This is a genomic window from Novipirellula artificiosorum (genome assembly GCF_007860135.1).
Classification (GTDB): Bacteria; Planctomycetota; Planctomycetia; order Pirellulales; family Pirellulaceae; genus Novipirellula_A; species Novipirellula_A artificiosorum.
This window is the reverse complement of sequence record NZ_SJPV01000002.1, coordinates 453626-475589: the sequence shown is the minus strand read 5'-3', so window position 1 is coordinate 475589 and position 21964 is coordinate 453626. Positions and strand designations below refer to the sequence as shown.

General features: G+C 57.2%; 16 protein-coding genes. 4 read left to right on the top strand and 12 right to left on the bottom strand.

The window, feature by feature from the left end; genetic code table 11:
* Nucleotides 1-62 precede the first annotated feature (62 nt).
* The 6 genes from Poly41_RS07590 to Poly41_RS07565 all read right to left on the bottom strand — a co-directional run bounded on the left by Poly41_RS07590 (nucleotide 63) and on the right by Poly41_RS07565 (nucleotide 7286).
* On the bottom strand, nucleotides 63-638 hold the full coding sequence (locus Poly41_RS07590) for a peptide chain release factor family protein (RefSeq protein WP_231615495.1): 576 nt from the start codon (nucleotides 636-638) through the stop codon (nucleotides 63-65).
* Nucleotides 625-2661 (bottom strand): hypothetical protein, encoded by a 2037-nt coding sequence (locus Poly41_RS07585; RefSeq protein WP_146525312.1) that lies wholly within the window; start codon nucleotides 2659-2661, stop codon nucleotides 625-627. Before Poly41_RS07585 ends, Poly41_RS07590 begins: the two co-directional genes overlap by 14 nt.
* Entirely contained in the window at nucleotides 2642-3598 is a 957-nt protein-coding gene (locus Poly41_RS07580; protein ID WP_146525311.1) for an HlyD family secretion protein, read from the bottom strand. The genes Poly41_RS07585 and Poly41_RS07580 overlap by 20 nt, the downstream gene beginning before the upstream one ends.
* Complete coding sequence (locus Poly41_RS07575; protein WP_146525310.1) at nucleotides 3595-5697, bottom strand: HlyD family efflux transporter periplasmic adaptor subunit; 2103 nt, start codon at nucleotides 5695-5697, stop codon at nucleotides 3595-3597. The genes Poly41_RS07580 and Poly41_RS07575 overlap by 4 nt, the downstream gene beginning before the upstream one ends.
* Nucleotides 5698-5849: 152 nt before the next feature.
* Nucleotides 5850-6890 carry a type II secretion system F family protein gene (locus tag Poly41_RS07570; RefSeq protein WP_231615494.1) on the bottom strand — a complete coding sequence of 347 codons (1041 nt, stop codon included), beginning with the start codon at nucleotides 6888-6890 and terminating at the stop codon, nucleotides 5850-5852.
* Between the two features lie 120 nt (nucleotides 6891-7010).
* Nucleotides 7011-7286, bottom strand: a complete 276-nt coding sequence (locus Poly41_RS07565) for a hypothetical protein (protein ID WP_146525308.1) — start codon at nucleotides 7284-7286, stop codon at nucleotides 7011-7013.
* 211 nt (nucleotides 7287-7497) lie between these two features.
* Between Poly41_RS07565 and Poly41_RS07560 the strand changes: the two genes are divergently transcribed.
* Complete coding sequence (locus Poly41_RS07560) at nucleotides 7498-8280, top strand: sensor histidine kinase (protein WP_146525307.1); 783 nt, start codon at nucleotides 7498-7500, stop codon at nucleotides 8278-8280.
* A gap of 90 nt (nucleotides 8281-8370) precedes the next feature.
* Here the strand turns inward: Poly41_RS07560 and Poly41_RS07555 are convergent, their stop codons facing one another.
* The 3 genes from Poly41_RS07555 to Poly41_RS07545 all read right to left on the bottom strand — a co-directional run bounded on the left by Poly41_RS07555 (nucleotide 8371) and on the right by Poly41_RS07545 (nucleotide 12231).
* Nucleotides 8371-10416 (bottom strand): hypothetical protein, encoded by a 2046-nt coding sequence (locus Poly41_RS07555; protein WP_146525306.1) that lies wholly within the window; start codon nucleotides 10414-10416, stop codon nucleotides 8371-8373.
* Between the two features lie 162 nt (nucleotides 10417-10578).
* Nucleotides 10579-11430: a hypothetical protein gene (locus Poly41_RS07550; RefSeq protein WP_231615493.1), complete on the bottom strand. Its 852-nt coding sequence runs from the start codon at nucleotides 11428-11430 to the stop codon at nucleotides 10579-10581.
* Nucleotides 11431-11448: 18 nt separating this feature from the next.
* Nucleotides 11449-12231, bottom strand: coding sequence for a hypothetical protein (locus Poly41_RS07545; protein ID WP_146525305.1), 783 nt, complete (start codon nucleotides 12229-12231; stop codon nucleotides 11449-11451).
* Between the two features lie 99 nt (nucleotides 12232-12330).
* On the opposite strand from Poly41_RS07545, the gene Poly41_RS07540 reads away from it, so the two are divergent.
* Both Poly41_RS07540 and Poly41_RS07535 read left to right on the top strand, forming a co-directional pair.
* Nucleotides 12331-13122, top strand: a complete 792-nt coding sequence (locus tag Poly41_RS07540; RefSeq protein ID WP_146525304.1) for a hypothetical protein — start codon at nucleotides 12331-12333, stop codon at nucleotides 13120-13122.
* Nucleotides 13119-14768, top strand: coding sequence for an alpha/beta hydrolase (locus tag Poly41_RS07535; protein WP_231615492.1), 1650 nt, complete (start codon nucleotides 13119-13121; stop codon nucleotides 14766-14768). The genes Poly41_RS07540 and Poly41_RS07535 overlap by 4 nt, the downstream gene beginning before the upstream one ends.
* On the opposite strand, the gene hrpA is transcribed toward Poly41_RS07535, so the two are convergent.
* Entirely contained in the window at nucleotides 14769-18845 is a 4077-nt protein-coding gene (hrpA, locus tag Poly41_RS07530) for an ATP-dependent RNA helicase HrpA (protein WP_231615491.1), read from the bottom strand.
* Between the two features lie 93 nt (nucleotides 18846-18938).
* The gene (locus tag Poly41_RS07525) at nucleotides 18939-20072 is read right to left on the bottom strand and encodes a site-2 protease family protein (RefSeq protein ID WP_146525303.1); all 1134 of its coding nucleotides are present in this window, start codon (nucleotides 20070-20072) and stop codon (nucleotides 18939-18941) included.
* Between the two features lie 136 nt (nucleotides 20073-20208).
* Between Poly41_RS07525 and Poly41_RS07520 the strand changes: the two genes are divergently transcribed.
* Complete coding sequence (locus tag Poly41_RS07520; protein ID WP_146525302.1) at nucleotides 20209-20655, top strand: RbsD/FucU family protein; 447 nt, start codon at nucleotides 20209-20211, stop codon at nucleotides 20653-20655.
* Nucleotides 20656-20665: 10 nt separating this feature from the next.
* Here Poly41_RS07520 and Poly41_RS07515 read toward each other — a convergent pair whose 3' ends face one another.
* A complete protein-coding gene (locus Poly41_RS07515; protein ID WP_146525301.1) occupies nucleotides 20666-21961 on the bottom strand; it encodes an outer membrane protein assembly factor BamB family protein in 1296 nt (431 codons plus the stop codon).
* Nucleotides 21962-21964: the final 3 nt, after the last annotated feature.

Genomic DNA, 21964 nt, shown 5'->3' with positions numbered 1-21964 from the left:
GGGGCAAAGCTCAGTCTAGCCTATTCGTTTCCAAAGCCCACATCTTGGTTAACTTGGAGAATCTATTTCAGCGGCATCCGTCCGTGATGGGCTCGGATTTGATTGACGAGGACAAATGCGGCCGGGACGCTCCGGATCAGGCGGACGATCGCCGTGGTGCTGCACTCCCATCGCTGGGCCACCAAACTCGGTTGTCCGCCGGCGGCGTGCAGATCATTCAGCAGCAGCGCGAGCAAGGCAGGTTTATCGGTGTTGCGGTCATTCATTCGGTTGAGGTTTTGGTGGTAACGCTCACGAACAACCTTCTCTTCGGACTCGGAAGCCTGATCGAAGACGGAAAGGGTTCGTTGCTGCACAGCCAGCGCGTAACGCAGTCGTTCCAAGGCGACGACCCGATTTTGAGCCTGACTGCGGCGCTCGGTCGCTTCGGCAACGGTGCCCGTGGCACGATGCGTCAGAAAGACGCCGCTGCTGGTCTTGTTGCGATGTTGGCCCCCGGGGCCGCTGCGCCGCTGGGTCCGCAGCTCACACGCCTCTTGCAACTGATCTGGCGGCAGCGTGGCCGGATGCGGGCAACGGACCCAGGTTACATTCATCCGCTGCGCTATCGCTGGCATTTCGGCACTAGCTTTGTCCATGGACCCACTCACCGATCCATTGAATCAACTCGGCCCCGATCGCACGCGAGGGAAGCCGAACGACTCCGGTGCAAGGAGTGCCGACACTATCGAGCATCTCGCCGGGTTCGACCTCGGGCAAGGGGCAAAGAACCTGATAAATCGCTTCACGCGTGACGGATTGGTCATCCGGTTGGATGGATGAGATCGATTCGATCCTTGTTTCCACGTTGCTTTTTGCACTGGGCCGATGTGAATCCGATTCAACGCGGATGCGGATGTTTGTTCCCTCGGTGACCCAGGGGAGATCCTGTGCGTCGATCAGGAACACGGCATGACGACGTCCGTTGGGACAGATCCGGCACCAAGGTTGGGGCCAATGGGCGACCATTCCAGCCGTTTGCGCTAGCCAAGGGGTCAATCGAGATTTCGCGATCCCAAGTTTGACACTGCCGGGCAAAACGATCCCCGATTCACTTGCTCGCACTTGGGTTCGATCCAATCGCTGTTCGGCGTTCTCTAGCAACGATGCTACGGCGTGCTCGGCTGCGGAAAGCGTGGTCCATTGCTGCGCGACCTCGGGCCGATCGAGCGAATCACGGCGAGCGAAGTCGCTGCGCATTTTTGCAAGGTGCAATTCCCCGCTTAGACGTGATCGCTCCAAGTGCTCGGATTGATCCGACAACCTGGCCATCACGTCGCCTTGCCGCACGGCGTGGCCAAACTCCGTTTCCACCAATTGCACCTGGCTCCCTGCGGGCAAGAAAATGCTTGTCGTTTCCGCTGCGTCGACCCATCCGGTCGCTTGGCGATACCGTGGGGTTGGGATCAGCAGGATGGCGAGGATCAAACCGAGGATGCACGCCGCAATCGATCCTCGTCGGTGCCACGTGACGCTGCTCCAAGGCCCTCGTCCTTGCAAAATCCCCATCATCAATTGCCCTCGTTGGACCAACCAAGAAGCAGCCGCAATCGCGACCAGAAAAACCCCTAGAAATCGCATCTGGAATACGGCGGCGATGTTGATCGCAAAGACAGCGATCGCCACCATCACCATGACTCGGTAACAGGCTGACGCAAGGTGATAAACCGATAAGCCGATCGTTCGCAGTCCCCAATGCCGGGTTGGGCCATAGCCACGGCCCGCGACCGGCGCGACAATGCTGCGTCGGAATGCTTCGCCGGCTTCGCGGCGCAGGTTCGTGCTGCCGAGCCAATCGGTAAGGACAAAGTAACCGTCGTACCGCATCAATGGATTGGCATTGAACAACACCGTGCTGATGCCACACACAATCATCAAGTTCATCGCGTACAGACGCGTGGCCGCGTCCGTTGAAATGCACCAAACCAAGGTGGCCAGTGAGGCGATGATCAACTCGACATAAATACCCGCAAGCATCACCGCCGCACGGCGTGCAGCCGACGGTAATCGCCAAACGTCGGTCACGTCGCAATACGGACACGGCAGGCCGCAGAACAAAAACAAACCGATCGACTTGCTGTTGGCGCCCATTCGCTCACACATCGTGGCATGCGAGAGTTCGTGAACTAGTTTCGTGGCCACCACCGTACCGGAAATCAACCAAGGGCTTGTCGTTTTTAGGTACAGCGGCATGAGACGTAGCGTTGCAACCCATTCCGCCGATCGCGACAGTGCGAGCACCCCTGCCAAAACGATCACCAAAGACCAGAACAGGATCGCGATCGGCGAGAACAGGATACCGCTGAGTCCGACCAAGCCTTTGGCGATACGCGAAACATCCCCAAGGGGAATTCGGATCGCCAAAAGCGAGAAACGATTCTCGTGGCTTGTCGATCGCTGCCGCGTCCAATTGGCAGCGTGAGCTTGCTCCCACAAAGCCGTGTCTTCGGTTTGCTCGTGCAACAGTTGCTGCCAGACCGTTTCGGTTACTCGTGAAAAACGTCCGCTGACTTCATCGATCACCACTCGCGCAGCACGACGCTCGCCATCGATGGGGACCGTGCATAGATCGCTGCGCATCCTGCCGCGACCCTTCCGTTGATCAAGGGTTGCGTTTGACAAGCTCGACCTTCATTCGAACGGTGGTGCCTGGGACCAGGATCCAACGTGTCGGATCCGCAGCGTCGCGTTGATTGACGATTTCCGCGTGGATGCGGTAGCGGGCGCCGGGCAGGACCTGGGGGTCGGCTGACAAAACGTGCCCCCGCAACATCCGCTCGGAACCCAAGCTCGAATCGGTCCAATGAACGCTGACGGGCAAGCCTTTGCAGGTTCGTGGCGGCAATTGGTCTTCTCGAACCAAGGCGTGAACGTGCAGCCGGTCGATTCTCGCAACCGTCGCAAGAGAATGCCCCTTTTCAATCCATTCGCCCGCCGAACGAGTCACTTCGATCACGGTCCCCGACAACGGACTGGTGATCTGTAGGTTTGCAAGTTGATCGTCCAGCATCGCCAAGTCGGCTTCACGCAGCTGTAATTCCACGTGGGCTTCGCCACGTCCTTTCTTGGCCAACGCAACTTCCAACTCGCCATGTTTGACTGCCAATCGCAACCGTCTCAGATGACTCATCGAGACGGATCCGCTGACATCACGGTTGGTCGATAGATTGGAATCGAGTTCGTCCTCCGCTACCGCCAAGGCGGTTTCCGCATAGCGAAGCTCAAGATCATCATTGGCTTCATCACGTGCCTCCTCGAGTCTCAGTGAAGAGGCATGTCGTCGGATTTTCAGTGAGCGATCATCGAGCCGAGCGATTAACGCCATGGATTCGATGGGTTCATTCAGATTGGCAACAACCTCCGCAACACGCCCCGATTCGAGCGCCGGGACGTCGACTTCCTCAGCAAATCGAACCACGCACTCGGTGACTTCGATCGCTCGTGGCTCTTGGCTGCCTGCGATCTCTACGGTTGCAGACCCCGTGGTGAATATAAAAAACAGAGCACCTGTCGCGATGGCGCGAACGAACGCGGGTTTTGATAGTCGATTCTGCGTCATGGAACGTCAGCCGATGAGGAGGAGTTGATCGATAGGTAAAGGCTGGCGTGATTTCGCAGCGACTCGATGGCGTCGTGAAAGAGGACGCTGACCAGCGGTGCGGTGTCACAGCGGAACAAGACACGAACGGGCGCCCCAGAAACCGGACCCTTGCTGGGCATTTCCGCAGCAGACAAACGCGTCGTCAATCGGCTGATCCCTTCGTGATCAAGCCTCAACACGACCGCTTTGGAATCGGCCCCATCGGTCGAATGTTGCAATGTCGGCCCGACGGCTTCCAGCGACGCCGGTACGCTGTTTGCATCGGTGTTGTCCATCAGCACGGCGGCTCTCAGCGATCCTGCCTGGGATGCGGAGCGGATGCTGTTCATTTTGGACAACGGCACACGCGCGTCGACCAACCAGTCGGTTTCGCGAGCGATCACTTCCAGCAGCCGCTCGCCTCGCTCAACGGGCTTGCCCAACAATCGCCGTTCGAGCTGCCATGCATCCACGATTCCGTCGCGTCCCGCTCGCAGCACTAACGACGCCTCCACTTGTTCCAATAGCGCCAGTTGCTCGTCAAGGGTATACATCTCTTCCGCGAGCAGGCTTCGTTCGCCTTGCAGTTGTTCACTTCGATCGATGCGGTGCGAAGCGGTGTCGACGAGCTCCGCAGTGAATGCGGATTGTTTTTGTGCCAGGACGGCTCGGCGGCCAAGCAGTGAGGTGATCTGTTCTCGCAAGGCCGGATCGCGCATCGTCATCAAGGGCTGCCCTTGGCGTACCGAATCCCCATGAGCAACATGAATGGTATCGACCACCGCAGCACGAGAGGCGAACAGCCGCTGGACGTCGGCAGGACGGAGTGTCGCGGGCGATGAAACCATCATTGGAACGGGAAAGAACGCGACCACAAACAACAAGGTCATCACGGCCACCATCGCCAGGAATCCAACCCAGCGGCTTGCTCGCGGCCGGCAGGCTTGGCTCGACAACGATACGATCCACCTGCCACCTGGGATCGCTTCAATGGCTCGTGCGTGGCGAATTGCAATCGCAGCATGATCGACGATGCGTTGCAGTTCGTCGCCGAGGTCTTGGCAATCGGTGGGGGAATCCGCCAGACTCAATCCAACAAGGGATACGGTATCGGGTTCCTCGGAACTGACCACGACGCGTGGCTGAAGCATCACATCCGACGATTCGTCGGGTTCCAGCCAACAGCAGCAGTTCGGTTGATATTCGTTTTCCACGATGGCTTCGATCTGTTTCGCCGCCGCGGCATGTCGATCAATCGTACTGGCGTGGCTGACCGCGACCACTTTGCCATTGCCACCACGAACATGGCACAGGCCGACTCGATCGAATCCGAACAGATCGGCGACTGCATCCACCGCGACGGCTTCGATTTGCAACCGATTCTTGGCAAGGTGGAGGGACGCGATGAGTGTGTCGATTTGTTTGGCAATTTGTTGCTTGTGCTGCATCCGGCGCAATTGGTCGTTGCGTAGAAACTCGCCAGCCAAGTCCGCCATTTGAGCAACAAAACGCAAGTAGCCTCGTTGGGTCGTCAATCCACAATCGGGTTCCAAGAAAACCTCGAGGACGTAGGAGGCATGCGGTGACAACGGATCGCTGTGGATTGGGACCACCGCCGCAGCCACGCGGGTCGGGTTCGCCGGGCGATCGGTATCGCTGGCTCCCGGCGTTGGCGGAACGACCACCGGTTGGCCACCGGCGATCACTTCGCAGAGCATTTGATCATGCGTCGGCTGCGAGGGTGACGCGATGGATCGATCGGTGATTTGGCCGATCCGCTGGGCTGCCGATAGCGACCAGGGATCCGCTGCCTCCACTTGCCAAACCACGACGCCTTCGGCCGACATCGCTCGTAGGATCCGGTCGACCAACATGCTCAAGAACTGACCACGCGACCGATCGCTTCGCACGGCCAAGGCCACTTCGCGGACAATCTCGGCAATCTCTCGTCGCGTCTGATCGACCAGCGAATCGGGCGCAGCGGCGACCGACGCAGTGTCGGCGCCACCCGATATCGGTGATGGCGAGACACGGTTTGGGGAAAAAAGAAACGGTTGGTCGAGAGTGGCCGAATTCACACAAAATCAAATGCAAGGCGGTCGAAATGCGGCGGCAATGCTGGATTGCCGTAAACGTTCACCCTTGCCGATTAGCAAAACCTGTCACCCAAAAGCAAGATCAGGGTGGCAATCGAGGGGGGGGCCTTGCGGGCACCGCACTGCTCAGCCGTTTAGATCGGCTCGATAGCCTCGGCATACCCGCCAAAGATATTCATGGCCATGCGGAGGATCAAAAAGATGAGCAGCCCTGCGACGAACAGCCAGATCAATCCGGTTGCGATGGCCGAGATCGTGCCGACAGCGGTTTTCGCTTTGCCGTCATACTCGGTTGCGAGCATGTCGATCGATTCGGCATCGGTCCCAGAAATTTCCGAAATTTCAACCCTTGTCAGAAACTCTTCGGGAAACAGATCGGTTGCCTTCAAAGCACCGGCGAGCGACGCACCCGCTTCGATCGCCTGTTTCGCATCTTTGGCACGGTTTCGGTAGTAGTCGCTGTCGGTGCTATCGAGCGCCAACTCGATCGAGCGAATGGGGTCGAGTCCGGCGTCGAGGGCAAGCGAGAGGGTCCAGCAAAACTGAGACAACGTAATCGTTTGGATCGCCGGTCCGATCATGGGGATCATGTACAAAATCGGCACGACGTTTTGCACGCCGCCGAGATTTCGGAAATAGGCCCAGATCAGCCCGCCAAAGAGCGTGGCAAAGAGGGACACGTAGCCCCACAGTACTAGAACGCCCGATGTGCCGTAGAGTCCAAACCCGAGCACGTCGAACATCTTGCCACCGGTTGGCGGCGTGATTGCTCCGAGCAACCAGATCAGCAGCGAGAGGACCATCAGCCCAAGGAACAGTTGAATCCCCGGCCACGCGATCGAGGTGAGGAATTTTCGGCGAAGCTGAATGCGATGCTGGTAAAGCTCGCCCAGTGACAACAGCGTCCGCTCCAATCGCCCGGTCGCCTCGCCCACACGGGTCATCGCAATCATCAGCGGCGGAAAGAACGGTTTCTGCCGCTCCATCGATTTGCTCAGCAGTTCACCTGACTTGGCTCCTTCACGAAGGGCCAACATGGCGCTGCGTTGGCGGTCGCTGCCATAGCCGGCTTCGCTTTTCAGCAATGCCAACAGGTCCGCACCTGCCTTGATCCCCGTTCCGAAGCGGTAGCAGAAACCTTGGGCGGCAGATAGCTTCATTCGGCGAGAAAACACGCTACAGTTGCCTCGAGTGGGTACCGCGCTCGATGGCGTTCACGCTTCCGCGTGTTTTTGCAGCAGCCTGAAGGCTGAACTCCAACGATGACCCTCACCAGTGTAGAAGACCCGGCACGGCTATGCAGCCTGACGTGGTCTTTTTTCAGACGCGGCGAGAGAACTTCGGTATTCCGCCAAGGACTCGTCCAGTTGGCGAAGCTGTTCGGCAGCGGTTTGCGAAAGATCCATAAAGATCGTCTTTTGCTTGCCAATCATGCACCAAGTCGCCTGTTCCCCGTCGAGGTATTCCGTTCGTACCTGAAACCCCAACGTGCGCGCGTCATTGGTGCGACGCTTCAATCGCTCGATGACGTTTTCTTCACGGTAGGCCGAATGCGTTGAAAAGCGTGTCACGGTATCCCTCCTTGGCTGCGCAGCAAATCGTCCCTAATTGGCACAAGTTGCCTAAGGAGACCCATTTGGATCGGGCTTGGCGACGGTGGCAAACTATGCGGGAACGATCGTCCGAAGTGTAGCAAATCAAACGATTGCGACGATAGATCAAGTACTGATGTTTGCTAATGTGCCTTCCTTCCGCCGCCCCAAACGACCCATACGACAAAACATGTCACCGCAACTGTCCGATTCGCAAACTCCCGACGCGCAAGCCGAAATCCAGTACTTGCGTGCCGAACTTCGCAAAATGCAATCACTCGCCACACTTGGCGAATTGATGGGGACTGCGACACACGAGTTCAACAACGTGTTGATGACGGTTTTGAATTACGCCAAATTGGGGATTCGCAACCGTGACGACGCAACACGGGACAAGGCATTGAGCAAGATTTTGCAGGCGACCGAACGGGCTGCCAAGATCACCGGTACCATCTTGGCGCAAGCACGCAACCGCAGCGAGTCGTTTGAACCGACGGATCTGAAATCGATCATCGAGGATTCGCTTGTCCTACTCGAGCGAGAAATGCGCAAGTATCGCATTCATGTGGAAACGGAATTGGGGGCGGAAGTGCCAGCGGCGATGGCCAACGGAAATCAAATTCAACGGGTCCTGCTGAACCTGTTGATCAACGCTCGGCAAGCGATGTCCGAGGGTGGGACGATTTTGATCAAACTGACGCGTTCTGCTGACGAGGGTTGGGTGGAGTTGACGGTTCGCGACTCGGGAAGTGGCATCCCCAAAGACCAGTTGCCCCAGATCTTCGATTCGTTCTACACCACCAAATCAGGTCCCGACGAGTCGGGTAAAGGGGGCACCGGGTTGGGATTGGCGGCTTGTAAAGAAGTCATTGATTCCCACAAAGGACGGATTCGAGTCGAAAGCACTCTCGGACGCGGTACGGCGTTCATCATCCGTTTGCCCATCGCCGACCAGCAGCAAGCCGCCGCTTAGCAGCGTTTTTGCAAAGGATCTTGGAGCTAATCGGAAAAGGGGGTCAGGTACCCAATAGCCAAATGGCCCGAAGGGGCTCTTGAATACAAATCACTGGGCCCAAATGCTCTCCGTGGTTTTCGGCAATTGGCGTGCGATGTACCTGGGCATCATCATCAACGCACGATCGCTTTGGGCATCGTAGACGACCCGGAACACGTCGCTCGACGCACCGCCCATCGTTTGACCGATATGTTGCAGGAAGGCGTCTCGGTGATCTCCGAGCGGTCGCGACCATGCAATCACGCTCAATCGGTCGTAGGATGCTTCGGTTCCGACCCACCAATGACCCGCATCGACACGCCGGACTTGGACCTCGAACGGTAACAACGTTCGTCGCAACATCTCACCCGCATCGTCCTTGGTGTAGGGCAGGGTCAATTGCTCGGGTGACATGCGGCGACGATTGGCGTCAAACCAGTTCACCACACAGGTCGCACCGTTGCGACGCGAAACTTGCCGAAGCAATCCGGCGATGGTGATCGGAGTATCAAAGGGGGGGCCTGAATCGCCGCCTTCCAGCTTCGCCCAATCCGTGTTGGGCGAACCGATCGCGTGAGCCCAGTGATCAAAAAACGGACTGGCGATTTTCGGTTCGATTCCTCGCATCCGCCGCAGGGAATCGATGGCCAACAGCGACAACTGCTGCTCGGATCGCGTGCTTCCGAGGGGAACGGTCGCAGCCTTGGCTTGATCGTCTTGATCACTCGAAACGTTCAGAAAGGCGTCCAGCGTTTCGATGGCCGACGCCTGAGCGTCAGCAAAGTCCTCGACGTCGGAAATGCGATCGATCGTTTCGGTGAACGCGGCATCACGCAATGTCAGGATCAGCAAGGATTCTTCGATTTGGATCTCGCCGGCACACGCTTCGCAGATCGCTTCGAGGTGTTTTTTCGCTGACAAAATTCCTCGCGGCGTGAGGATTCGGTTTTGGATATCAAAGCCAGCAATCTCAAACGACACCCAATCGATTTGGATCGGGACGCCTGTGATTTGACTGAGCAGCAAGACCAAGTCGCCGAGGGGGTACCCCTTGGAATCGAAAGCAAACTCGATCGCCAAAGCTGACTTTGGATCGATGATCGGCGGTGGCGTTGCGATCATCATCGGATCGAGTGACTCCTCGGCAGCGGCATCCCATTTGGCGAGGTCGAGCACCGGTGGTGCATCGATCGTCGGTTTCACTTCATTGGCCTCGCCGCCAAGATCCAGCAGGATCGTGTATTTCGCAAGCCCGGGCGGCAACGCTTGCAAGCTCGCGTCATCGGTGTCCGGACCGTCAACGTCCGCGTTCGAATCGGCCGGAGCAACGCCATCGGAAAGGGGGGGGATGATCGGTGTTGGCGGGGATGCTTTGGGCGAGTCCATGGCGAGTGGATCGACCGGCATCAAGTCGGCAGGGATGACGGCGGAATCGACTTTGGGGGAATCCACCGGGGCCGACGTCACAGCCGGTTCCAACAACGAATCCTCAGCCGTCACGGGGGACTGCGGCGGTAGATTGGGATTGTTCTCTGGCGGTGGCGTCTGTGTTGGTTCGGTTGACGGTAACGCCGTTGCATCCACCGCTGCCTGATCGGTCAAAGGCGCCGTCGTCGAAGCTTCGACCGGGGCCAGATTTTCGGGACGATTTCTTGAACGGACAAACCAGACAAACACAGCGATCGCGGTGATCAAACTTGCCATCGATACCGCGACGACCAAAGCGACTTGGCGTGACTGTCGAGTCCGAGCACTTTGCCAAGCGTCGGGATCGATCGGTGGCGTCGAATCGTGGATCGTGTCAGGTGCGACCGAATCCGAGCCAAGAAAACCGTCCGATGGAACGAGCGGCGGATGCGTTTCGGTCGCGGAACCCATCTCGTTTGCCGACAACGCATCGCGAGTGATCTGTTCGCTATCGACGTTGGCATTACCGACCGCCACCTGGCCGCCCGCCGGGCGTTGGTTGGCGGGCAACGTCGGGGTAGGTGGTTCGATTGCGACCATCGAGCTGCACTTGGGACACGTCGCGATCGTTCCGACCAATCCAGGATCGGACACGCGCAACCGGCTGCCACAGGTCAGACATTCGACAAAAAACGGTTCAAAGGCCAACGGATTCTCTCGGTTTGGATCTCAACAGGAGCGTTCTTTCTATCATGAATACTATCTTGTGCAGCCGAAGCCGCTCAGCAAAGGTTTTGATGAAATTTCACCAAGGATGCCGTTGGCGAGTGCCCTTCCGCTCGCAAATCGTTTGGCCTCGTCCTCGGCGGGTCAAAAACGCTCTCGTGATTGATTCAAAATGATGATTTTTTGCCATATTTTCCGGCTCAACCCCGCGCTGAGCTGTTCGATTTCGGTGACGGCTGCGACCGATACGCCATCGTCAAATCGCTCGACATATAGAGCCGCGATTTTTCCGATTAACGACAGCATTTCACTGCAGTAATCAAGATAGCGACCGAGCTGGAATGGGGTCATGCTGGCCTTCGGTGAATTGTCGGTGGCTTGCCAATTTCCCAGGATTCGTTCGGGATCCTTAGTTAATTGATGCATGTCGATGATGTGAGCAAGCGAACGAAGCTCATGCACGGCGGCCAACGCTCGACGTCGTTTGATTCGTTTTTCTAAGCTAATCAAAAAATAGATGGCGATGCAGACAAACACGAGACCGTTGACGGCCGGTTCGAAGGTTTGAATGAATTCCAGCGAGGTCAGCGCATGCGTGTCCAAACGAACTGCCATCCGACCGAACGCGATCAGAAGGGCGAGCAACGAGAACGCTAAGAGGTATCCGACCGCGCGGATCCAAAGAATGGGCCTTCCGATCCAAACCGAACGTTCTGCGGCCTGGCAAGCAACCTGATGCAGGTGCCCGCAGAGTCGACTCAACCCGCTGTTGGGGAAACGCTCGTGGATACGAACTTGCAACTTGGCAACCGTTTCGACGATGCGGTCGTCGCGCAGGATCAACGATTCGAGTCGCTCGCTACACACGGGCTCGCTACAGAGGGGCTCGCCCGACATGGGCTCGGCAGGCGGCGGATCGGCAGGCGGCGGATCGGCAGGCGGCGGATCGGTGGCGCTTGACGGTTCCGGCGACCGGGAGTGTTCAGGTGTATTCATTGCAGAGCCTTTCTTTCGCTAGACCGCCATGTACTCTTCAATCGCATCGTGAATGACATCGGTTGGTGGAGAGTCGATTAGCCATTTCTGCATTGCTTGGCATAGCGTGCCGACGTGACGCTGTTCGGGCGTGATCACCCTGCGGCCCGATTGGGCAAGTCTTTCGGTCAGTGGGTAGCCGTCGGTGAAATCGATCACCAACGCACTCGCATTTGCCAGCATCCAATCGTCCCAATCCATGATAGCGGTCTCAAGGGCTTGCTTGCCAATCAAGACGATTCCCGCGTTGGCAATCGTCTCACTCTCGAATTGTTCTGCGTCATCGCGGAGCAGATACGTCACCCGTTCGCGGCAAACTTCCGGCAACCATGTGTTGAGGTCGCAGTCGATTTGACCAATCACACAAACGGCACAGGAGGCCACGTCTTTGTTGTTTTCGAGGTGATCCTCGATTTGACCGGTCATCCAGGCCTTTTGAGCGTCAAACCCGATCAATCCATCACGTTTCTCTCCGTCGCGATAGAAACAATCGAAGGTGGTTTCGGTTTGCAGTTCGGCAGCGGTCAATTCGCTACCCCGGGACGCTTCGCGAGCCAGGGCGCGATCGAGCAAAACACCCTGGACCCCCAGCACTTCCAGACCCAACAAGGCAACGGCTAAATCGTTCGGCTTGACATCGAACGAAAGCACCCGCCAATCTCGCCGCATCGAAGCGAGGGCTCGTTCCAACGCAAATTGCGACGGATTTCCGGCAATCGGGTGTCCGATTACCGCAATGATTGGTTCGGTGGTACCATCCATGTTTTCAGATCGCTCATCAATCGAGTTCTCAGCCCCTTGTTCATGAACCAAACAAACTACTTGATCCCGAGGCTCAATCGAAGGGCATTACCTATCTTAATGCTCTGGAGCATTGCGATGGTGGTTTGGTTCCTCGAGCTGAGAAAGCTCCATGCACTCTCGCCGAACCCCTTGGCCAAGTGGTATGAAGCGCTTGCTGTCGTGCGCTACCTGTACTACGGCATGTGCCTTGGTACTCTCTGTGGGATAGGTTGGGCCGCGTCGGCAGCCAAAACCCCCTGGCTTCGCTTCGCAGTCCAAGCGATCGCGATCCTGTTGTTTGCCTTGACGGAAACAATCGCTCTCGCCGATATTCGTTTTCAATCCGCGCTGATCAACGGGATTGGATTGGTTTTGGGTCAAAACATCCTTTTCGCATGGCTTGGAGTCCCCCATTTTAACGACCCGCGTGATCGTTTTCAGCGGAGTCGCCGGCAGTTCTCGATTGCGGATATCGTCCTTGCTACGGCCGCCTTTGCCTTGCTGATTCGGTTTGCGGGGTGGTACGAACCCCCGATCGATGCGGTACCTTATTGGCTGGGGCTCGCTGGAATTTGCGCCGGATTGCCAATCGTGTCGAGCCTGGTGTGCCGAGCCATGCTTAGTCGAAAGCTCTCAAATGGCTTTTATCGGCTTGGCTTGGCGGGGTTGTTGACGATCCCCGGGGCAGCGGCATTGGCGTACGCTCAGTTATCTCTTTCCGGCATCGTCGGAAATCCGAATCGTGTTGTGTTACTCACCGCCTTGTATTTTTCCGTTTTCGCTGGTTACTTCATTGCGATCGCGATGACTGCCGCCGCCGGTCGGCGAAGTGCCCTCGCAGACACCCCCGTTCCAGGAACTTCTCGTTGAAAATCTTGATTGCCCGCTACTGGAATTCATTCTCGTTCATTGGATTGGTCTTCGCTGTCCTGTTCTTCGCAGCCTCGCTAACCCCCTCGCTATTGCCGCGGCATTTTGCCGTCCAAGGAGTGCTTTCGGGTTTTGCATTGGCCATCGGATACATGGTTGGCTTGCTGCTGCTTTGGGGGTGGTTATTTCTTGAGTTGCCGCAGCCAAAAGCGAAGCTGGAAACGTTGTCCAAACGTTTGACCGTGATCGTTGTTCTGCTCGTCAGTTTGTTGTTTACTTGGCAGGCGACCCAGTGGCAGAATTCGATACGCGTGCGGATGGAAATGGAACCGGTTCCCTCGGCAGAACCGATCTACTGTGTTGGGATCGCCGTGTTGGTCGCTTTGGTCATCATCGTGCTCACGCGAGGGTTGATCCGTTTGGGTGCGGTGATCTCTCGACAATTGAACCGCTTCTTGCCCCGTCGCATCTCCGCAGCCATCAGCACCGTGTTGGTCGTCGCTTTGACATTGTTTATCGCCAACGGCGTCGTCGCTCGAGCACTGCTCGATGCAGCGGACGGTTTTTTTTCTCATGCCGATGAATTGATCGACGAAGGGATTGAGCAGCCCACCGCTGCGATCGCCTCGGGAGGCCCCGATTCGCTGATCGATTGGGAAACGATTGGCCGCCGCGGCAAGGACTTCATCGCGGCCGGACCGACCCAAAAGTCGATCTCTGCACAGACGGGGCGCGTCGCGATCGATCCGATTCGGGTCTACGTTGGCATGCGAAGCGAAGAAACCGTTGAAGCACGCGCCAAGCTTGCGCTCGAGGAATTGAAGCGAGTGCGTGGCTTTGAGCGATCGACGCTGATCATCGCAACCCCCACGGGCACCGGATGGTTGGACCCCGGCGCGGTCGATACGGTCGAATACCTTCACGGCGGCGATACGGCGATCGTGACGACCCAGTATTCCTACTTGCCCAGTTGGATCACGATTCTGATTGACCCGAGTCGCAGCATGCGGTCGGCACAGGCGTTGTTCGACGAAGTCTACGGGTATTGGAAAACGCTGCCTAAGACGGAACGCCCGAGGCTTTACGTCCAAGGACTCAGTCTGGGGTCGCTCGGTTCCGAAGCGACGCCCGATCTCTTGACGACGTTTGAAGATCCCATCCAAGGTGCGGTGTGGAGCGGGCCGCCGTTTCCAAGTCGCCAATGGGCAGCGATTGTTCGCAACCGAAATCCCGGCAGCCCGGAGTGGTTACCGACGTTTCGTGACCAGGCGATGGTGCGATTCACCGGACAAGAAAACGCACTCGACGATGACAAACGATGGGGGCCGATTCGCAATGTCTACATTCAACACGCCAGCGACCCGATGGTTTGGTTCTCGCCCAACTTAGCATGGCATCCGCCGGCTTGGCTCAAGGAACCCCGCGGTCCCGACGTGTCGCCCTCGTTGCGTTGGTATCCCATCATCACCTTCCTGCAAGTCGCATTTGATTTGCCGATGGCCACCAGTGTGCCAATCGGGTATGGACACAACTACAGTCCATCAAGCTACATCGATGCATGGATCGCCGTGACGCAGCCCGAGGGTTGGAACGACGAGCGAATCAAGGAGCTCAAGACATTTTTCAAGTCTGACGAAACGCAATGATCACGAGAGCATTTTCTCGCATCGTTGAGCCGACACTTTGACCGAGGTGCCGAGCGGCTGGGCAAACAGGCTGACTCGCAGTTCTTCCATCATCCAGCGCACTTCGGTCGTGGCTTGTTGCAGCGGATCACGCTGGCTTTCGCGTAGCGATTGAGTCCATTTTCGATGCAGTGCTGCCAGCGTGTCCATGGCCTCGCGATCACGTGTTGCTGCGCCGCTCCGGACTTTATCGAGCCGATAGGCGATGGCACTGAAGTAGCGTGGGTAGTGTTTCAGCCAGGTCCAGGGCGTGTTCGACAAGAAACCCTCCGCGGTCAACCACTCCACTTGTTGGGTCACGTCCGCGCGAACATCATCGAACCGGTTGCTGCCCAGCGATTCGATTTCGCGACGCGCCGAAAAATAGGCGTCTGCCATCGCGGGCAACCAGCCGGCAATTTCCTGCGTCGCCTCGGCAATGCGTCGACCCCGTTCACTTTGTCTTGTCTCAAAGTCTGCTTGACTTCGAACCACCGCTTCGTTTTCGACAAAGGCGATTCTTGCCAACAAATCGATCAACTGCCGTTCCATCGCCGACGCGGAAATGACTCCATTGAGCTTGATCTTTACTTGTTCCAGCGATGGCAGCCAACGCACCTGTCCACGAAGCTCTTTCCGTTGGAGCATCGAAAACAGCCGCATCGTGCCTTGCCGAGAAGCTGATTCGGCAGAGGCTTCGTCTGCCAACAATCGAATGGTTACTTTGTCCCCAAGGTCCACGATCGCTGGGTATTGTGCCACCTTCACCCCGCCACGGTTGCGGACGACTTCCCGTGGTAATTGATCGATGTCAAAGGTCGTCATCGATTCGCGAGCCCAGGATTCATCGATGTTCTCAGATTCCGTCGTGGTCGGTTCCAACGAACGGCTGCCGAGTTTCTCTTTCAGCGGTTCGACTTCGCGGCCGCTGGCGATCGTTTTCCCTTCATCGTTGACCACCGTGACCAAGAACTGCAAATAGTCGTCCAGCTTTTCGGGTTGGAAATCGTTTTGCGTGACCGGCATTTCGGCATGCCGCGACATGGCGGCGCAGACCGATGGCATGAAGGGAACCTTCCCAAAGTCGGCTCGCAATTCATCGCCGATTCTCGCAGCCACCTCGGCCGCAGGCACCAGGTTGCGGCGAATTCGTTTCGGCAACGATTTGATCATCGCGATCAGCTTCGTTTCAAGCAGCCCAGGAACCAGCCATCCCAATCGGTCGTCGCTGACCTGTGAGATCGCAGCTTCGTGGATCCGCAAATGGATCCCGTCTTGGGCGGAACCGGGTTCGAACCGATAGCTCAGCGGCAAACGTGAACTGCCGATTTCCAATTCATCCGGAAACGCTTCTTTCGTGATCGTTTCACTGGCGGCTTCAATCAAGTCCCCCGGCTTCATGTAGCAAGTTGCAGCGTCGTCCAGCTGCGGCGGCGATTGCAGCCAAGCCGACAAGTCGGCCGCGTCACGAAGCCGTTTGCTCCATGCTGGGACCTCAAGCGTACGGTCATACTTTTCTAAACTGGCGCGGTCGTAGACCTGTTCTGGTAATTGCGATTGGTAAAATCGTTCGATCAAGTAGGGATCGACGACCAAGTCACGCCGACGGGTCTTGGCAGCGAGCGATGCGAGGGAAGCTTCCAAATCACGGTTGTGGCGTAGGAATCGTGCCGTCGTTCTCATTTGTTGCTGAACCAGTCCATGTTCGATCAGCAGCTCGCGAGCCGTCGCGGGGTCAATGGGGGAAAGGGGAACGCGGCGACGAGCGACGACGGGCAAGCCAAACAACGACACTCGCTGGAAACAATACGCTCCACTCGTCTTGGCACTCCAATGCGGATCGCTGTGGGATCGTTTGATCAAGTGGCTGCCAATGGCCTCGATCCATTGCGGTTGGATTCTGGCAACGGTTCGAGCGTACTGGCGAGTTGTTTCGACCAACTCGGCGGCCACAATCCACTTCGGCGGATTGGCGAACACGCCGCTGCCGGGCCAGAGGACCAAACTCAATCCGCCCGCGCCGGTGTACTCTTTCTTGTCTTTCGCCATCGCGACACTCGACAGCAATCCGGTCAGCAGTGCTTGATGAATCGCGTCGCTTCGATTCTCGTCGACCAATTGCGATGGATCGTCACTATAGCGAATCGCTCCAATTTTCTTGCGGCCGGATTTGCGCTGCTTTGCCTTGGGGTCGGCCAAAGAGGTCGCGGCCATTTCCTTGAGCTGCCGATACACGTCGGACCATTCCCGCATCCGATTGGGCGATAGGAATTGCTGCCGCAGCACTCGCGTCAGTTTACTGCGAGAATGCTCGGAACGAGCTTGTTCGTAGTAACGCCAAAGAGCCAAGTAAGACAAGAAATCGCTGTTGGGATCGGCAAACGAGGCGTGTGCCTGGTCGGCCGCTTGCTGTTTGTCCTGCGGTCGGTCGCGGGGATCTTGGATTTCGAGTGCGGCGGCAATCGGCAAGACTTCCGCCAACACGCCGTGCTCTTGGGCCGCCAAAATCATCCGTCCCACTCGTGGGTCAACGGGCAATCGGCCCAGTTGATGACCGATGGCGGTCAATTCGTGACGCTCATCGATTGCGCTCAATTCTCGCAGCGTTCGCAAACCTTCGCGAATCGATTCGGGGCGCGGAGGATCGATCAGGGGAAAATCTTCGAGCCGGCCAAGCCGTAGCGTTTTGGTTTTCAAAATCACCGATGCCAAGTTGGTGCGACGAATCTCGGGCGTGGTGAATGCATCCCGTGAATCGTAGTCGTCGGCCGAATAGAGTCGGACGCAAATGCCGGGGCCGATTCGCCCACATCGTCCCGCACGCTGGTCCGCACTGGCACGGCTGACCGGTTCGATCGGTAACCGTTGTACTTTGCTGCGTGGGCTGTAACGGCTGATTCGAGCCGTCCCCGAATCAATGACCGAGTGGATTCCCGGAACCGTTAGCGAGCTTTCTGCGACGTTGGTGGCAAAGATGATCCGTCGTTTGCCCTGGTCCGGATGGAAAATCCGCTGCTGTTCCTTTGTCGGCAAGCGAGCGTAAAGCGGCAGCAAGTCGACTCGACCACTCAAACCCAAACGTTTGTAATGGCCCGCGACTTGATGAGTCACTTCACGGATATCGCGTTCGGTGGGCAAGAAGACCAACGTGTCGCCCGCTCGGCTTCGCGATAACGATTCCAAGCCAGCGATCACATGTTGGGCCAGATCACCATCGCGGCCTTCATCGTCACTGAGATCCTCCCAAGGTAAATATCGCATTTCAACCGGATAGCCCCGGCCTTCGACGTTGACGATGGGTGCCGGTCCCGTTTCGCTTGCAAAGTGCTCGGCAAATCGTTTGGCGTCGATCGTCGCCGACGTGATGATGAGCTTGAAATCGGATCGCTTCGATTGCAGTCGACGTAAATAGCCAAGCAGAAAATCAATGTTCAACGACCGCTCGTGCGCTTCGTCGATGATGATCGCATCGTAGGCATCCAGGAACCGGTCCGATTGAGTTTCCGCAAGCAAAATGCCGTCGGTCATCAGTTTGATCAACGTTTCGGGCCCGGTTTGATCGCCAAATCGGATTTGAAAACCGACCGTTTTGCCGATGCCGCAAGCGAGTTCTTCGGCCAATCGTGCCGCAATACTTCGCGCAGCCAATCGCCGTGGCTGCGTGTGCCCAATCATCGCGTCGCGGCCAAACCCCGCTTCGAGCAGCACCTTTGGTAATTGCGTGCTCTTGCCGCTGCCCGTTTCACCGCACACGATGATCACTTGATGCTCTTTCAGCAGTGCCAACAGCTCGTCGCGATGCGACGTGATCGGCAGCTCACAGGGATATTCGATTCGTGGAGTCGCTCGTTTTCTAGCGTTGCAGCGATCCACCGATTCCGCAAGTTGCTTCGCAAATTCTTCCCCGCTTAGTCGTTTGCGAAGCTTGCTGAGCCGAAAACGATCGATGCGCATGGCATCATCAATCGCATAGCCCGTGGCAACGTGGCGTGGCTTTGCAGAAACCGGCGGAGATTTCACGCCAGGCGAAAATTCCGGGCTACGAGGTTTCTGATTCATCGAACCCTGTTCTTCTTGCTGACGGTTTCAGCGGGTTGCTTCGAAAATTCGGCTGTTTGCTTTCCATCGAGGAAATTCAAGGTGTCGGCGTTTCTAGGAAACCGCGTCAAATCGATCAACCGCCTGTGGCAATTGTGCAAGGTGCCTGGCAATTGACCCTCGAGCAAGCATCGAATCGAGGTCCAACAAGCCCAGCAACCGGCCCGCCTCGTCGACGACCGGCATTTGCCGGTGGCGGCCACCGGTATCGAGTAAGACATTTTGCAGTTCGCTGTCGGCTCGGACAAACGGGACGTTGTGGTCCGCCAATTGCCCCGCGGTGGTGTTGATGGCGGTTCCTGCGTCGATCGCTGCAATGACGTCCTTCAAGTTTAGCACGCCAACGACCAATCCGCTAAACGCCAAGACCGGCAAACTGCTCGACGGGACGGCTTGCCAACGTTCCGCGACCTCGTCCAGTGGCGTATCCATTGCAATCGCGGTGGGATACTGGACCATGCAATCACCGACTCGCAAGCCACGCACCGACTCCATCATGTCCACCTGGCGGGCCTCAGCCATGCCAGCATAGGCAATGAAGATCGAAATCAGAACGGGGATGGGGGTACGGAAGTAGATCGCGACGCCTGCCATCAGCAGTGCACAACCCAAACCGATGCGGGACGCAAAAAAGGTTGCCGTCCGATAGTCGGTGAACATGGCCAAGAGGCTCCGCAGCACTCGCCCACCGTCCATCGGAAATGCGGGAATCATGTTGAACAGGACCAGCATCATGTTGATCGCCAACATCGTGATGGCAAAGCCCATCACCGACATTTCACTCGACAGCCCGGCAATCGATTTCAAAACGCCCCCGCCACCGACGGCCAGCAGCCCGACGAGAAGCCCCGCGGCGATGACCACGTTGACGGCCGGGCCCGCGACGGCGACCACCAATTCTTGCCAGGCGATGCGAGGCATGCGCTGCAATCGAGCGACCCCGCCGATCGGCAGCAACGTGATATCGATGGTTGGAATTCCAAACCGTCGGGCGGCCAAGGCATGACCGTATTCATGGAGCGTCACACACAAAAAAACGCCCAATAGCAGTAAAATGTGGAAAGCGATTGCCGCAGACCCGTCGTCTTGCTCACTCAAGGCGACAAACCCGATCAACAGTGCGAACGTCCAATGGACATACAGACCGATCCCAAAGAAAGTCCCCAATTTTAGTCGGCGTTCGAACACGCATGCTCCGTTACAGCGGGTTTTGTTTATGGCATAATAGCGGCCTGTCGAGCGGGGCCGTCCCGTTTGATCTTACCCGCACAGTGGTTCTTACAACCACCCGTGGCGGTTTGTTCGTTTTCCCCTTGGTACTGACATGCTTCGACACAAATTGCTCCATCCCCAAATTTCCGCCGCGATCGCAGCCGCAGGTCATCACAGCACAATCTTAATTGCGGATGGAAATTACCCGTCGTCCAGCAAACGCGGGCCCCGAGCGGAACTGATCAGTTTGAACCTGATGCCGGGCGTGCCCACATGCAATCAAGTCCTCGAGGCACTGTTGTCGGCGATCCCCGTGGAAGCGATCCAGACGATGCAAACCGAAACCAGTGGCCCCTACGCTCTCGATGGGGACCCGCCGGTATGGGAAGACTACCGGAAGACCATGCAGAACGAAAAGCTCGACTTGGAATTGGTTCCGATCGACAAATGGGCGTTCTACGAAGCCGTCAGCACGGACGATCACGTGCTGACGATCCAAACGGCCGACCAACAACGTTACGCCAACATCTTGCTGACCGTTGGCGTCCGAATGGACTGAACGCTTAACCCTATTCGAGTAACGAAGCACAGACTAACTGTTCATCGTTGCGAACGAAAATGTGGCCGTCCGCAATCGCGGGCGCGGACCAACAGACGCCGTCACGCCGGCTCAATTGAATGCGAGTTGGCGAGAGGAGTTGCGCACGGGAATGCTCGTGAAATCCATCAGGCGAAAGCGTGGCAAAAATCAGTTCCCCTTGTTCGTTCAGCATGATCTCGGAATCGCCATGGCGGATGATGTGAATCGTCCCCCAGCGGTTGCGGTTGACGGCGGTCAAGTCCTCCCAGACACGATCCCCGTTTGACATCTTCAAACAGCGTAGTTCGCCGTAGCTGTCGACGCCGTAGATGTAATCCCCCTTTAAGATGGGATTGCTGATCATGCAGTGCAGAGCATCGGTGTTTTTTTCGTCGCGGCCCACTCGGTGCCACCGTTTTTTTGCCGAAGGCTTGTCTCGATCAAACTCGATCAACAACGACCCGTCATAGAACGACGAGACGAACAGTTTGTTGTCTTGAACCACGGGGGTGGGCACACCAATCGGCATGTTTTTAGGCAGCATGGGGATGCCCCAAAACACTTCGCCCGTGTTGGGATCCAACCCACTGACCGATTCCCCAGTCCAGCAAACCAGCACGTCTTGATTGCCTTGTTGGATCAGAATCGGGGCGCTGTAACCAGCGCGTTCATCGAGCGCCCGCCAACGTTCTTCGCCGCTGTGACGATCAAGCGCGACCACGCACGCTGCACCTTTTCCGGCGGCGATTTGAATGACCGTGTCGTCGTAAATCAGCGGCGCTGCGGTGATCCCCCAAACCGGAACCTCCGCTTCGAAATCCTTTGCCAAATCCCGCTGCCAGATCCGATCACCCGTTTTGGCATCAAGACAGCAAAATTGTCCCATCGCGCCGACCGCGAAGGCTTGCCCCTGATCGACGGTCACACTCGCTCGCGGCCCCGCGGTGTAGGAAACCGTGTAAAGCGTCGGGTAAACATGTTGCCACAGGGCATCGCCCGTTTTGGCATCGAAGCAAAGCACGCGTTCGACTTCGCTTGTTTCGTCCCCGATACCATGATCGGTCACATAGACACGGCCATCGGCCACCGTCGGCCCACTGTATCCGGCACCAATGGGCTGAGTCCAAAGCCGAGGAATCGAGCCTTCGGGCAACTCCTTCCGCAAACCGGTTTCATGCAGCACCGCGTCACGGTTGGCCCCACGCCATTGAGGCCAATCCTCGGCGTGGGCAAACGGCAAAGCCAGGGCGAGCAAGAGGGTGAAAAAACGGAGCGAGTTTCGCATGTT